Source organism: Clostridioides sp. ES-S-0005-03, assembly GCF_020658455.1.
GTDB lineage: Bacteria > Bacillota > Clostridia > Peptostreptococcales > Peptostreptococcaceae > Clostridioides.
The window spans coordinates 612,450-627,116 of sequence record NZ_JACVWI010000002.1; the positions used below are offsets into that span (position 1 = coordinate 612,450).

Annotated in this window: 13 protein-coding genes; 1 reads left to right on the forward strand and 12 read right to left on the reverse strand. The window is 26.8% G+C overall.

The annotated features are described in order from the left end of the window. Positions 1 to 12 precede the first annotated feature (12 nt). Positions 13 to 3,057: a serine hydrolase gene (locus IC218_RS11825; protein WP_227824496.1), complete on the forward strand. Its 3,045-nt coding sequence runs from the start codon at positions 13 to 15 to the stop codon at positions 3,055 to 3,057. A 214-nt stretch (positions 3,058 to 3,271) separates the two neighbouring features. Here the strand turns inward: IC218_RS11825 and IC218_RS11830 are convergent, their stop codons facing one another. The 12 genes from IC218_RS11830 to IC218_RS11885 form a co-directional block, all read right to left on the reverse strand. Further along, on the reverse strand, positions 3,272 to 4,900 hold the full coding sequence (locus tag IC218_RS11830) for a Na/Pi cotransporter family protein (RefSeq protein ID WP_227435832.1): 1,629 nt from the start codon (positions 4,898 to 4,900) through the stop codon (positions 3,272 to 3,274). Positions 4,901 to 5,023: 123 nt separating this feature from the next. Next, on the reverse strand, positions 5,024 to 6,628 hold the full coding sequence (locus IC218_RS11835; RefSeq protein ID WP_227824497.1) for an NAD(P)/FAD-dependent oxidoreductase: 1,605 nt from the start codon (positions 6,626 to 6,628) through the stop codon (positions 5,024 to 5,026). Between the two features lie 47 nt (positions 6,629 to 6,675). Continuing rightward, positions 6,676 to 6,993, reverse strand: coding sequence for a hypothetical protein (locus tag IC218_RS11840; RefSeq protein WP_227435827.1), 318 nt, complete (start codon positions 6,991 to 6,993; stop codon positions 6,676 to 6,678). Between the two features lie 4 nt (positions 6,994 to 6,997). Next, positions 6,998 to 7,363 carry a hypothetical protein gene (locus IC218_RS11845; protein WP_227435824.1) on the reverse strand — a complete coding sequence of 122 codons (366 nt, stop codon included), beginning with the start codon at positions 7,361 to 7,363 and terminating at the stop codon, positions 6,998 to 7,000. Between the two features lie 80 nt (positions 7,364 to 7,443). Next, positions 7,444 to 8,484 carry a YecA family protein gene (locus IC218_RS11850; RefSeq protein WP_227435821.1) on the reverse strand — a complete coding sequence of 347 codons (1,041 nt, stop codon included), beginning with the start codon at positions 8,482 to 8,484 and terminating at the stop codon, positions 7,444 to 7,446. Between the two features lie 252 nt (positions 8,485 to 8,736). Further along, positions 8,737 to 9,321 (reverse strand): hypothetical protein, encoded by a 585-nt coding sequence (locus tag IC218_RS11855; protein ID WP_227481851.1) that lies wholly within the window; start codon positions 9,319 to 9,321, stop codon positions 8,737 to 8,739. A gap of 14 nt (positions 9,322 to 9,335) precedes the next feature. Then, positions 9,336 to 9,779, reverse strand: a complete 444-nt coding sequence (locus tag IC218_RS11860) for a hypothetical protein (protein WP_227824498.1) — start codon at positions 9,777 to 9,779, stop codon at positions 9,336 to 9,338. Further along, positions 9,780 to 10,652, reverse strand: coding sequence for a pilus assembly protein PilM (locus IC218_RS11865; protein WP_227824499.1), 873 nt, complete (start codon positions 10,650 to 10,652; stop codon positions 9,780 to 9,782). It lies immediately after the preceding gene. A 261-nt stretch (positions 10,653 to 10,913) separates the two neighbouring features. Continuing rightward, the gene (locus IC218_RS11870) at positions 10,914 to 11,264 is read right to left on the reverse strand and encodes a type II secretion system protein (protein WP_227481849.1); all 351 of its coding nucleotides are present in this window, start codon (positions 11,262 to 11,264) and stop codon (positions 10,914 to 10,916) included. A gap of 52 nt (positions 11,265 to 11,316) precedes the next feature. Continuing rightward, positions 11,317 to 12,402, reverse strand: coding sequence for a type II secretion system F family protein (locus IC218_RS11875; protein ID WP_227824500.1), 1,086 nt, complete (start codon positions 12,400 to 12,402; stop codon positions 11,317 to 11,319). A gap of 156 nt (positions 12,403 to 12,558) precedes the next feature. After that, the gene (locus tag IC218_RS11880; RefSeq protein ID WP_227481847.1) at positions 12,559 to 13,902 is read right to left on the reverse strand and encodes a GspE/PulE family protein; all 1,344 of its coding nucleotides are present in this window, start codon (positions 13,900 to 13,902) and stop codon (positions 12,559 to 12,561) included. 28 nt (positions 13,903 to 13,930) lie between these two features. Next, complete coding sequence (locus IC218_RS11885) at positions 13,931 to 14,611, reverse strand: DUF881 domain-containing protein (RefSeq protein WP_227435794.1); 681 nt, start codon at positions 14,609 to 14,611, stop codon at positions 13,931 to 13,933. Positions 14,612 to 14,667: the final 56 nt, after the last annotated feature.

Below are 14,667 nucleotides of genomic sequence, written 5' to 3' on the forward strand. Positions count from 1 at the left end.
AGGTAATTTAATATGTTTAAGCAAAGATTATTTAAGTTATTATCTAGCACATTGGTACTTAGTATGTTATTTACAGCTACTCCAAATATTGCTTTTGCTGATAATGACACAAACAATATCTCCGATAAGTATCAAAGCTCTGATATAGAGTTAAATGATTATAGTAAAGGTTCGGAGTCTTACACAAAAACTAGAGCTCTTGCTAAAGAGAAAATTCAAACTTTACTATCTAAATACGGAGCTGTAAGCGCTCAATATGCTCTAATTGATAATGGTAAAATTGAGATTTCTGGAAATGGTGGAGTATACAGCAAACAAGATAATAAAAATTTAACTAAGGATAATATGTACAATATTGCATCTATCAGTAAAGTATTTACTACTACAGCTGTTATGAAATTGGTTGAACAGGGAAAAGTAAATTTAGATACTCCTGTTGTAAAATATATACCTGAATTTAAAATGGCTGATGATAGATATAAAGAAATCACTCCAAGAATGTTATTAAATCACTCATCAGGGCTAATGGGAAGTAGTTTTAAAAATGCCCTTTTATTGGGAGACAATGATTCTTATAATCATGATAATTTCTTAGAAGAATTAAAGAAACAAAGATTAAAAGCTAAGCCAGGAGCTTTTTCTGTTTATTGTAATGATGGATTTACTTTAGCTGAAATTTTAGTAGAAAGAGTATCTGGTATGTCATTTACTAATTTTCTTGATAAATACATAAACAATCCACTTAACTTACAAAACACAAAAACTCCAGAAAATAGCTTTGATAGTTCAAAACTTGCAAAAGCCTATGTACCTTATTGGGAAGATGCAGTTCCACAAGATAACCTTAATACTATAGGTGCAGGTGGTTTATATTCAAGTGCAGAAAATCTATGTACATTTGCACAAACATTTATGAAAAAATCAAATGGAATTCTTTCTCCTGCTTCAGTAAAAGCTATGGAAAGTAAAGAATATTTAAATGGTCTATGGCCTGAGGGAGAAGACTCTATCCTTGGATATGGTTTAGGATGGGATTGTGTCAACACTTATCCATTTAATCAATATAATCTAAAAGCACTTACAAAAGGTGGAGATTCTTTATTATTCCATAGTAATCTTACAGTGCTTCCAGATGAAAATATGGCAGTTGCAGTTGTTTCTTCTGGTGGAAGTAGTCAACTTAACGAAGTAATCGGACAAGAAATTTTACTATCTGCATTAAAAGAAAAAGGTAAAATTAAAGAAATAAAACCTGATAAAACATTTAGTAAGCCACAACAAGTCAAAATGCCAAGTTATTTAAAAGAAAATAGTGGACTTTATGCTTCTTCAAATATGCTAAAAGTTGATGTTAATGATAATGGTACTCTAACAGTATCTTCTCCATACATAGAAAATGGACCTGAAGATAAATATGTATACATAGGTCAAGATAGATTCGTATCTGAAAAAGGTAATAGTTGCCTAAAATTTGTAAAGGAAAAAAATAATATCACATATTTAAATATCAGCTCTTATGATGATGTTCCTGGATTAGGTCAGACAGCAAGTTTATACTATGTAGCTCAAAAGGTAGATAGCAATAATATATCAAATAGTGTCAAAGAAGCATGGGAAAAAAGAGGTGAAAAAGGCTACTATCTAGTAGATGAAAAATATACTTCTCAATACTATATGTTTGGTTCTGTTAAAGCAATTCTTGGTGTTTCTGATAAAACTCCAGGTTTTTTAGCTAATACTAAAATAATAGATGAGAATAATTCAAATGCTTTTATAGAAATACCTGGTGTAATGGGTCGTGATTTGAGTGATATCAAACTGTATAAAGAAAATGGTACAGAATACCTAAAATTTGCAACACAAACATATGTAAGTGAAGATTCTCTAACTAATTTATCAGCAGAAAAATCTTTTACATATCAAATAGATTCAAAAGGGTATGCAAAATGGTACAAAATTGGCGATGATATAGCAAATAAAAAAATAGAAGTTAATCTTCCTCAAAATTCATCTTTTGCAGTTTATGATGATAAAGGAACTCCTGTAAATTACTCTTTAGTGACAAAGAATAATAGAGTTAGATTGCCAAAAGGAGGCGTAATAGCTTTCTTAGGAAGTCCAAATGCCAAATTTGAAGTTACATACCAAGATGAAGTAAATGCAAATGCATTAACAGGAACTGATAGATATGAAACTTCTATTAAGATAAGCCAAGCAGGTTGGGAAAACGCTGAAAATGCCGTTTTAATAAATGATTCTGCAATTGCAGATGCTTTGGCTGCAACACCATTTGCATATAAAAAAGATGCTCCTATATTGCTAACTGGAAGTTCTCAAATAAATGAGAAGACTTTAGCTGAATTAAAGAGATTAAAAGTTAAAAATGTATATGTAATCGGTGGTGAAGCTTCTGTAAACGAAAAATCTTTAGATACTATAAAGTCAGATAATATGTCTGTATCTAGAATTTCAGGAAATGATAGATATGAGACTTCTCTAAATCTTGCTAAAGAATTAAAAGGAATTAGTAATGTATCAAAAATATCAGTAGTTAATGGTGAAAAAGGATTAGCAGATGCAGTAAGTATTGGTGCAGCATCAGCTCAAAATGATATGCCTATAATACTTACTAATGAAAATAGTAATATAACTGAAATAAATGATTTATTCAAAGATAAAAAAATAGATAAATCTTATATAATAGGTGGAGAATATACAGTTTCTAAAAATATAGAAAACAAACTTAAAAATCCACAAAGAATATCAGGTAGTACTAGAAATGAAACAAATGCAAAAGTAATAAAAGAGTTCTACAAGGATTCTAATATAAATAACCTATATGTAGCTAAAAATGGAATCAATAAACAAGATGATTTAATAGATGGTTTATCTGTTGGGGTTTTAGCTGGAAAAACTAAATCTCCTGTAATACTAGTAGGAAATTTACTAGACTATAGTCAAAAAGAACTATTTAAAACTATGAGATTTAAATCAGTAACACAAATTGGTGGAAATGGAAATGAAAATTCATTTAAACAAATTAAAGAAATAGCTTAATATTTTGATTATAAAATATACAGTGTTATAAACAAATTGTATCGCCATTAGACATTAAAACAATTATTCTTTATGATGATTCATTAAGAATAATTAGCCTAAATTTTAAAGGAGTTGAACTTAAAATTTGATTAGAAAAAATCAATTTTAAGACAACTCCTTCTTTTTTGTTCATTATCTATTTTAATTCTTATTTTATTTTAAATTACTATTTTTAATCAGTTCCCAATCTCTTAGCTATAACTTGTTGTGCTATATTAACAGCGTGGTCAGATATTCTTTCTAGATTACTTATTACATCTAAATAAATAACTCCATTTTCTATACTACATAAATTATTATTCAATCTATACATATGATTAGCTCTACAAGATTTCTCCATTATATCAACTTGCTCTTCAATTTTTATAACCTTACAGGCTAAATCCACATCATCAGTTCTCATTGACTCTAAAGCATAAGTATAAGCTGAAACAACTTTATTGTACATAATATCAAGTTCAGCTTGTCCTTCTTCAGAGAAAGAAATATTTGAATCTATTGCAACTTGAGATAATTCAGCTATATTTTTAGCATGGTCACCAATTCTTTCTATATCATTAACTGTATTAAATAAGGTGTCTACAACTTCTCTAGAATTATCATCTAAAGGTGCCTTTGAAAGTTTAAGCAAGTAATTTAAGATAGCTTTTTGTAAATCATTTATTAGTTTTTCACGTCTGTATGTCTTATCTATTTTTTCAGTTGAATGTTCTACTAACGCTTCCATAGATGCATTTAAGCTTTCCTTAGCTTTTTCTCCCATACGAAGTGCTTCTTTTATCGTATTGGCAAGAGCTATGGAAGGAGTTTCTATCATTCTATCATCTATATATTTAATAGTCTTAGCTTCATCTTCATCTGCATCACCAGCTTTATCAGGAACAAGCTTAATGGCTAGTTTTATGATAACCTTTGTAAATGGTAGAAGTATTAAGACGGATATAATATTAAACAATGTGTGTGTATTAGCTATTTGTCTTGCAACATTACTTGGGTCCCAACTTGTAACTAAATTTACAATTGGTTTATTCAACAACAATAAGAATATTACTGTTCCCAAAACATTGAAGATTAAATGCATCATAGCTGCTCTTCGTGCATTTTTATTAGCACCAATACTTGATAGCAATGAAGTTACACATGTACCAATATTTTGACCATAAAGAATTGGTAATGCTGCTGCTAGTGGTATTAAACCTTCTGCTGCTAATGCAACCAACATACCCATAGATGCACTTGAACTCTGTATTATTGCTGTAATACCAAATCCTAATAATAGTCCAAGTAGCGGATAATTACCAAATGTAACAAGTAAATCAGTGAACCCTTGATAGTCCTTTAATGGTTCAACTGCCATTTTCATAAAATCCATACCTGTAAATAATATCCCAAAACCTATAAGTATCTCGGCTATATTTTTTATTCTAGGTTTATTTCCAAATAAATAAAGTATAATACCTATACCTAATGCTACTGGAGCCATTCCAGCTAAATCAAAAGATACTAATTGGGCTGTAACAGTAGTACCTATATTAGCACCCATTATAACCCCTATTGCTTGTTTTAAAGTCATTATGCCTGCATTTACGAAACCAACAACCATTACAGTAGTAGCACTTGAACTTTGTATTACTGCTGTAACTCCTGTACCTACTAAAACTCCCATAAATAGATTACTAGTAAGTAATTTTATTATCTTTTTTAATTTTGTCCCAGCAGATTTTTGCAGACCTTCTCCCATAAGGTTCATACCATATAAGAACAGCCCTAATCCACCCATTAGACTTATTATAATATTCAAATTATTTCCTCCTTGTAAAGAGATTACTATATTTAAAAATTTTATAACCTATTGTATTTTATCAAATTATAGGAGTAGTAATGTTAAATTCATGTTAAATATTAAAAAATCATTAAGTTTATGTTAAATTTTTGTGTTATTAGCATATTTTTGTATTATTTTTTCTGAACATTTTATACCATCTACTGCTGCTGTGACTATTCCACCTGCATATCCAGCACCTTCACCACAGGGATATAAATTTTTAATACTTATTGACTCCAAACTGTTTTCATCTCTTACTATTCTTATTGGTGATGATGACCTAGTTTCTACACCAGTTAAGACTGCATCATGCATTGCAAATCCATTTAATTTTTTATCAAGAGATATAAATGCTTCTCTCATAGTTTCTACCACAAAACTAGGCAAACATTCATTGAGATTTGTAAGCTTGTATCCAGGTTTGTATGATGGTTCAACACTTCCTAAATTTTCAGAAGTCTTATTATTAATAAAATCTCCAACAAGTTGAACTGGCGCATTGTAATTTTTACCACCTAATTCAAAAGCTAATTTCTCATATTTTTGCTGAAAATGAACCCCTGCTAGTGGATTATCACTATCAAAATCTTCTGGAAGTACATTTACTAGAAATGCACTATTAGCATTTATTTTATCTCTTGCATGTTCACTCATTCCATTTGTAACTATTTCAAAATCATTTGATGCAGATGCTATGACACTGCCTCCTGGACACATACAAAAAGTATATGCTGTTCTTCCATTTGAGACATGTTCTATAAGTCTATAATCAGCAGCTCCTAGTCGAGGATGATTATAAAATTCCTTATACTGTGCTTTATTTATCAAGTCTTGAGGATGTTCAATTCTAGCTCCTATTGCAAATGGTTTCTGAATTATTTTTACACCTCTTGAATGCAACATCTCATAAGTATCTCTTGCACTATGCCCAACAGCTAATATAACTGCATCTGTATCTATTTTTTCACTATCATTTACAATTACAGATTGTATAGAATTATTTAATACAACTATATCTGTAACTTTTGAATCAAATTTAACTTGTCCACCTAGATTTATTATTTCATTTCTTATATTTTTAACTACACTTTTTAATATATCTGTACCAACATGTGGCTTATGTGAATATAATATTTCATCTGGTGCTCCAAACTGAACTAATTCTTCTAGCACTTTTCTACATCGTATATCTTTTATTCTAGTTGTGAGTTTCCCATCTGAAAAAGTTCCTGCTCCACCTTCTCCAAATTGAACATTTGAATTATTTTTAAACTTTCTAGTCGTCCAAAAATTACTTATGTCCTTAGTTCTACTATCAACATCAAGACCTCTTTCAAGTATAATTGGTTCATAACCCATTTGAGCCAAAATAAGCCCTGCAAATAGACCAGCTGGTCCACTTCCAATTACTAAAGGTCTATTATTCAATTTTTTATGACCCATAGCTACATTCACATATTTTATATCTTTTATTTTTGTTACATCTTTTATTTTTGAGCTTAGTATTTTACTTTCATCTCTAACTTCTACATCTACAGAATAAACAAATTCCATCTTCCCTTTTTTTCTAGCATCTATAGATTCTTTATATATACTATATTTTATTAAGTTTTTTTCTTTTATTCTTAATTTCTTAAGTACAATATCTTTTAATAAAGATATATCTTTATCGATTCCAAGTTTTATATTAGATACCCTTAACATATTGTTTTCCTCTCTTAGATTATAATATAAAAAAGCTAGGGTTACTCCTAGCTTTCTACAAATATAACTTCTATATTCTCTTTTACTAGATTTTCTACCCAAATTTCGTCTAGCACAAATTTCTTTATTTTGTCTACAATAAGTTCTTTATCCAAATCTTTTTTTAGATTTTTTACTAAAACCATTGCTTCAACTGATTTATTCAATCTTTCAACGTATAAAGAATTAACTTTAATTAATATAACCCTTAATTCACATATATATAAATCTTCACTACCTAAAGTGATTTCATCATCGTATTTATATACACTAAATTCATATATGTTTTCATATGGTGTTATATTTTCTATACCAATAAACTCCATTAACTTATCCTCTTTTAGTTATAAGGCCTCTTATAACTTTCATGTTATTAAATACCTTTTCTAAGAAGTTTTCTGCTTCTTCATTATCCAAAAGATTTATTTCAAGATTTTCATTTTCTACAATATTTTTAGATTTGCAGTACTCCTTAGCAACTTCTACTAGTTCATTTTTTCTATCCATAGATAAATCGAACTCTTTATAGTCTATTATTATATATTGTTTAGTATCAGGTGATACACCATTATTATATCCTATTTCTATATGATAAATAACTGCATATATTTCTTCTCCGTCGTATACAGGTACTGCTGGGTTAGATTTTATAAAGTTTGTTGATACAGCAATTGCATTTCCTAAACTAAGACTCATTATTAATACCTCTTTCTACACATTATACATATATTATACTATAGATTCTTTATCTATGACTTAAAGCTTTTTATAATTAATTAAGATATTTTTAAATCTTTGTATCTTTTTCCTAATGTACTAGAGCTTATATCATATTTTTTTGATATTTGCACTTGAGTTATAGGTTGTCCTGCTTCTTTCTTAACATAGTACTCAACAGCAGCTGCCCAACCACTTTCAGCTCCTTTTATATTTTCATGACTTTTCTTATATTCATTCCAGAACTCTATACATGCATCTATATTTTCTTTTTCCACATTTTCTTTAAGAGTATCTAAAACTTTACATTCTACTTCAGCTAATTCACCTTCTAAATTAACTTTTTTATTATCATTTTTATCTCTTTCTCTTTTTAAATATTCGGCTATACTTGGGTCTAAAAGCTGTTGTATATATTTATATAATACATGTGTATGATAAATTAAGAACGTCTTCATATCTTTATATAGGTCTTTATATTGATTAAATAAATTCATAACATCATTTAAAATTATATCTTTAACTTCATTTGATATACTTATAGTTACATCTATTAATATATTAGTTCCTTCAACATCAATTATTCTAGCTATCATACAGCTTCCGATTTTAAAGCTTCTTAGAAGTTTTACATCTTCTGTGTAAAGTTCTTTCCCACTTAAACAATCTCTTAAAACTATTTTTCCTGTAGAAATTTCTTTTACTTCGTAAATGCTTACATAGGATTCAAACAAACTTTTTAATATTGAAATTTCTGATTGACTTAGGTTTGCACCATTCTCTTCAAGAAATCCAACCGTCATGACCTTTTTATTTTCCATTATGTGGTCTTGTATTAAATACGTATTAAAAAATCTTTCGAACTTTTCATTTACAGTATCATTTTGCATTATATAAAACATTTCTTTAGCTTTTTCACATTCATCTTTGAATCTATCCTGTCTTGAATAATCATATAATTTTGAATATAAATCTGTATATTGCTTTTGTGAAAGTTCAGTTTTTCTGCTTGCTCTTTCTGAAACAATATCTTTATTTAAACAACATTTCTTGTATTTTTTGCCACTTCCACAAGGGCATAGCTCATTTCTCCCTAACAATATGACTTCCACTCCCTTATTATTAAATTAAAGTACAATTTGTTATTATACCATTTTTTTATCAATCAATCTATAGTATAAGCAAATATTATCTCAAATTTACTTATATTTTGGTATAATATATTCACTTTAATTAGGATTTCGATAAAATCACTAACAATCCCTCTTACAGAAATGGATTATCGTAAAACTAATTCTTCTATAAAGTTTTATGAACTGATAATAGTTTTTTACTTTATCTATTCTTTTTTGTTATGTGACTCTAATTGTCATTTTACATTCTACAAGATTGTTTTTTTCTTGTTTATATTCGTTTGAAATGTTTTTGGCCTCAAGATTACTTGTTTTTAATTTATTAATTTCTATTTTTTCAATTTTATTATGTAACCTTAAGTTCTTCATTACACCTTCAAGTTTCAACACATTTTCAAGTTCTCCATTAACTTTTACTTCTAAATTAGTTTGTTTTTTACTGTAGTTGTCTAAGCTACTTTCTTGATTGATGTATTCCACATTTACAATATCTCTCAATTCATTTTCTACTAATAATACTATATCTTTATTTGTTTTTTTATCTAAAAATGAGTTATTAAAATTATTTTTTAATTTTGTATTACTATCTAATTCAACATTTTTTACATATCTATCATCTTTGTACCCATTACCTTTAATTTTGTAATTATCTTGTCGTTTTATTTCATTCACTATATTTTGTTTTTCTTTCTTCAAATTAGTTAGGTTCTCTTCTAGAGGTCTGGACATTACATTAACTACTAATACAATAATTAATATTAGCAATATTTTCATCAGATTTTTTTCTCTCTTATTTAATTTCAAAATTAATCACCTGTCTAACTTTTTATTCTAAATTTATAACATTCTCCATCTCTTATAATGCTGTCTATATAGTAATATTTTATGTAATTTATTTTTCTTAAATTATCTAAAATATCTAGATTATCACATACTCCTTCCATCTCCATTTTGTTTTTATCTATAGATATTTTAGTAATGTTATCTGTTCCAACTATTTCATATATTTTTTTAATTTCATCAAGCTTTATTCTAGAAAACTTTTCTTTTGTTTTTTCCAGATTTGGTACAGTATATTTAGATTCATTTATGGGTTTATTGTGACTTATATAATTTTCTAATTCATTTATAGATTTCATATACATAAACATTTTTAATGAAACACATATTAAAATTGATATTATCGTTATTTTATAGATTTTATTATATCGCTTAGTTTCTTTAAATCCATTTAAAAAATTTATTGTTTTATAAGCTTTCATTTAAATAATCATCCCTATACTGCTTATATAAGTTATACTAGTATCTCTTAAACCCTTATCAAAATTATTTTCCACCCTTACTTTATTTTTTAATCTCAATGGATTTACTTCAGCAATTTTTTCTGTATCTTTAAAATACTCCTCTATAAAACAATTTTCTATACCATAATAATAAACATATTTAAATCTACTTATTAATTTTTTTACTGAGTCATAGGATTTTATTTCTTTTGATAATAGATATGTTTCTTCTATTTTTTTATTTTTTATTATGTTTATAATAAATTGATTTTTTTTGCATTCTATAAACACTCCATCTTCTATAAAATTATCTATTAAATTTAAACTTATAAGTTTTTGTAGTATATCAAAATTTATGTTTATCGCTTTTGGGTTCATATTTAGACTTTCTGAAATGATTTTAATTACTTTGATAATATTTTTAGGAAAAAGAATTACTTGTATATTTAACTTGTCCTTACTAGAGTTTATAATTTTATATTTTATTGAATAGTTATTTATGTTTATTGGAATATATTGTGTTATCTCAAATTCTATCATGTTTAATATGTCTCTTTTTTTCTTAGTATTCAATATCTCAATATTTCTAATAACTATGTCTTGAGTTTGAATATTAAAGTACAAATTTTTGTATGATTTTTTTATATTATTTATTTCATCTTTTACTAATTTTACTACATTTTCTACATATCCAGTTTTTTCAATCTCATCAATATCACTTTTAATATTAAAGCTTACTTCTTTTATAATAGATTTATCTATAAATATTTTTTTATAGTTTTTTCTTAAAAGTACAACCCTTATATAATCGTCATTTATTTCTAAAGTTAAAAATTTTTTAATTATAACCATCTCCTCCTTAGGTGATAATAGCTTTTAAACTTTACACAGTATATTTGATTTTTACAGAGCCTATATAGTATTTATATAGCCATATTTTAATTATATAAATACTTAATCTTTTATTTATGCATATATTAACTTTAAATAATCAATACGTATTTAAATCATTTAATTATGTTTTGAATTAAACTTAATATATCTACAATTCATTATAATTTAATACTAAAAATATCTTTATAATTTGACACTAAAAACGTATAAAAACAAATATTATCTTGGATAAAATTGTTTTGAGTTTACATTTACACTTATATCTGTACCATCATCACTTATAACAAGTTCAAACTTACCTGATGTACTTTGAGGAACTGGAACTGTACTTAGATAACCTTTTTCTTTAAGTGATTCTACACTTAGAGATTCCGCTATATTTTCATCATCATTAATAGCCATACTCGCTGCGGTTACTATATTAGCTGCGTTTGTATAATCCGCATTTATCTTAGCACTTTCTTGGACCTTACCATATTTAACTAATGCTATACTAGATATAACGCCTAAAATTGTTACTACTACAATCATCTCAACAAGTGTAAATCCTTTTCGTTTTTTATTTATCAATTAAATTTTCGCTCCTTTTTAAAAGTTTTATTTAGTAAAATTTATTTTTATATTAGAAACTAGTAATTGCATCAAACATTGGAATAACCATTGATAAAACAAAAACTCCAACAATAAATCCCATGAATACAATTATTACAGGCTCTACAAATTTCATTATCTGCTCTATTTTATTATTTAATTCATTTTCATAAAATCTGTTTATTACATCTAGACTCTTATCGAGTTTTCCACTTTCTTCACCTGTATTTGCCATTGAAACAAATAACTTAGGAAATATATTTGCTAGATTCAAAGACTTACCTATACTATTTCCTTTTTTTATATAATTATTAGAAATCTTTAGTCTCTCATAAATGAATTCATTATCTATGACACTTGCTGACATCTCTATTGCATCCACTATTTGTATTCCACTACTAAGCAAAATAGATAATGCCCTTGAAAATCTAGTTGTAGCTATTAATTGATTAACTCCTTTTAAAAAAGGTATTTTGAATTTAAATGAATTAATTAATTTCTTTAGGTTATTATTCATTATAAAAAAATAAATAGTTACTATTGAAATCAATATAAGACTAAGTATTAAATAACCTAGATGATTTGTAACTATTATAGAAATTCCTATTAAAACCTTAGTTATGAAAGGTGGTTCAATTCCATTACTGGCAAAAACCACCTGAAAATTTGGTATCACAAATATAAAGATAAATACTATTGATATTACAGATAATATGATAAGTATTATTGGATAGATTAAAATAGTTATTATTTTTGTTTTTAATTTATATTCTTTATCGTAATAATTAGATAAATCGCTCATTATTATATCTAAGTTTCCGCTGGTTTCACCCGCTTTTATCATACTTATAAAAAATTTAGAAAATGTTCCTGTGATTTGAAATGATTCTGCTATGGAATTCCCATTTTGAATATGATTTGATACTGTATTAAACAAACTTTTTACTTTTTTACTAGATTGTCCTTCAATAATTTGAAATATCTTTGTAATTTCACATCCAGATTCTAGTAAAATACCTATCTCTTTGCAAATTACTCTAAGCTCTTTATTGCTAATCTTGTTTAATACTAAATGAATCTTGTCTAAATTATAAAATATACTTTCAGATGATTTCATGTATTATAATTCCTTCCAAATTATATTAATTATAATTAAATAAGCTCGATATTTTCTACTTTAATATGTTAATTTTATTTTATCTAGATACGATTTACAATCGAGACTTTTAATTAAAATCGATTGTATAAAGTTTAGTTGTACTATTAAATTGAATTAAATTATTTCATTTACCACTAAACATTCTTCTAATGTTGTTATTTTTTCATTTATTAGCCTTTGACAGCTATCTTCAAATGTTATCATTCCATTTTTTTGTGCTACTTCTTTAACAATACTAGAATCCTTCATATCCCTTATACATGTTTTTATATCATCATTGATTTCTAGAATTTCATAAATTGCTGTTCTACCAAAATAACCTTTGTCATTGCATTTTTCACAGCCTACAGCTACTTTAGTATTTACATCTCCACTAAAATCATCTTTTATCATAATCTCATGACTACAATGATTACAAACCTTTCTAACTAGTTTTTGAGATATTACACCTATAAGAGATGCATTTAAAAGATATGGTGGGATTTGCATTTCCAATAGTCTAGCTATAGAAGATACTGCATCATTAGTATGCAAAGTGCTTATAACTAAATGGCCTGTTATAGCGGCTCTTACTGCTATCTTAGCTGTTTCTGCATCTCTGATTTCTCCAACCATTATTATATCTGGGTCTTGTCTTAATATAGCTTTAAGACCTACGTCAAAACTCAACCCTACTTTTGAATTTACTTGTATTTGACTTATTCCATCCATCTTGTATTCTACTGGATTTTCTATAGTCATTATATTTTTGTTTATCCCTCTTAAATCATTTAATAAAGAATATACTGTAGTAGTCTTTCCACTCCCTGTAGGCCCTGTTACTAATAATATTCCAGCTCTTTTACTTATTATATGATTTATAGAATTTATAGCTTCTTCTGAAAATCCAAGTTCTGATTTATCTTTTAAAAAAGTATCTCTATTAAGGATTCTCAAAACAATTTTTTCACCATATACAGTTGGGATTGATGAAACTCTAATGTCAATTAAACTATCATCTAGCTTTATGTCTACTCTTCCATCTTGAGGAAGTCTTTTTTCTGTTATGTCCATTGAAGCTTTTAATTTAACAACTGTAGCTAATGCTGGATAAACATCTATTAAAAATTTTGATATTTCTTTTAACTCTCCATCAACTCTCATTCTAACTATCAAATGCTCTTTAAATGGTTCTATATGTATATCACTTGCGTTCTCTTTTATAGCTTTCTCTATAAGATTTTCAAATAATTTTTTTGCATAATTTTCATCAAGTTCAAAGCTATTGTAATATTTTTCTATCTTCTCACTTATAAGTTCTCTTCTTTCTTTTTTTAATATAATTTCTTTCCCTGTTGCTAGTCTCAAGTCTTGTAGTGCATATATGTCTTCATCTTCTATTTCTACTACTAGATTGTCATCTTGAAATTCCACTGGAAATACATTATATTTTTTTGCAAGTTTTTCTGGTATTAACATTGGTAAACTGCTTTCCTCTAATATAATCTTACTCACCCTTTATATACTTTAATTTATTAGGTATTTTTAGTTTTTTCATAGAGATATTTTCTTCAGCTTTTATACTAACTTTCATTGGATAAGTACTTTGTATACTATCTAAATATTTACTACCTTTATCTACGTAACTAGATAGTTTATCTTTATCACCAATACATTTTATTTCATAGGGTTGTGCCACTGGAACTCCATTTATATTTATATGGCTACCTGCAAGTACAACTTCTGAGTACTGATTAATTCTTTGACCATTTATTTCTATGTATTTTCCTCCATTTGCTTTTAATTCATTTATGACTTTCACAAGGATTTTATTGTAGTCTATGCTATTGGCAATGTTTCCTGTTTTTTCATCTATGGCATCTATACTTAATACTATTCCGCTACCATTTACATCTGAATATGAAAGACTCTCCCTAAGACTTTCTATTTTAGAGATTTCATCAGAATTCTTTTGATTTTTCTTCATTGAATTAATTTCTTTATCTAATTTATCTTTCTCTTTTGCCAGTTCTTTTATAGATTTTCTTGTTATTCTTATTTCTTTTCTTATTGACTTATCCTTACTTGTATAAACTGTTTCTTCATTGCTATAATCTCTAAATATGGTTCCAACAAGCATACCTAAAATAGTACTTGCTAGTATTATAAACACATATTGTTTTTTCATACTGTATTACTCCTTACAAATTTATTTTTATATGATAATTTTCTTTAATTAAATAT

Bases quoted from the DNA above. Each gene is read 5' to 3' on its own strand.
- IC218_RS11825 (WP_227824496.1), top strand. From the start codon at position 13: ATGTTTAAGCAAAGATTATTTAAGTTATTATCTAGCACATTGGTACTT.
- IC218_RS11835 (WP_227824497.1), bottom strand. From the start codon at position 6,628: ATGTTAAGGGTATCTAATATAAAACTTGGAATCGATAAAGATATATCT.
- IC218_RS11840 (WP_227435827.1), bottom strand. From the start codon at position 6,993: ATGGAGTTTATTGGTATAGAAAATATAACACCATATGAAAACATATAT.
- IC218_RS11845 (WP_227435824.1), bottom strand. From the start codon at position 7,363: ATGAGTCTTAGTTTAGGAAATGCAATTGCTGTATCAACAAACTTTATA.
- IC218_RS11860 (WP_227824498.1), bottom strand. From the start codon at position 9,779: ATGAAAGCTTATAAAACAATAAATTTTTTAAATGGATTTAAAGAAACT.
- IC218_RS11865 (WP_227824499.1), bottom strand. From the start codon at position 10,652: ATGGTTATAATTAAAAAATTTTTAACTTTAGAAATAAATGACGATTAT.
- IC218_RS11875 (WP_227824500.1), bottom strand. From the start codon at position 12,402: ATGAAATCATCTGAAAGTATATTTTATAATTTAGACAAGATTCATTTA.
- IC218_RS11880 (WP_227481847.1), bottom strand. From the start codon at position 13,902: ATGTTAATACCAGAAAAACTTGCAAAAAAATATAATGTATTTCCAGTG.
- IC218_RS11885 (WP_227435794.1), bottom strand. From the start codon at position 14,611: ATGAAAAAACAATATGTGTTTATAATACTAGCAAGTACTATTTTAGGT.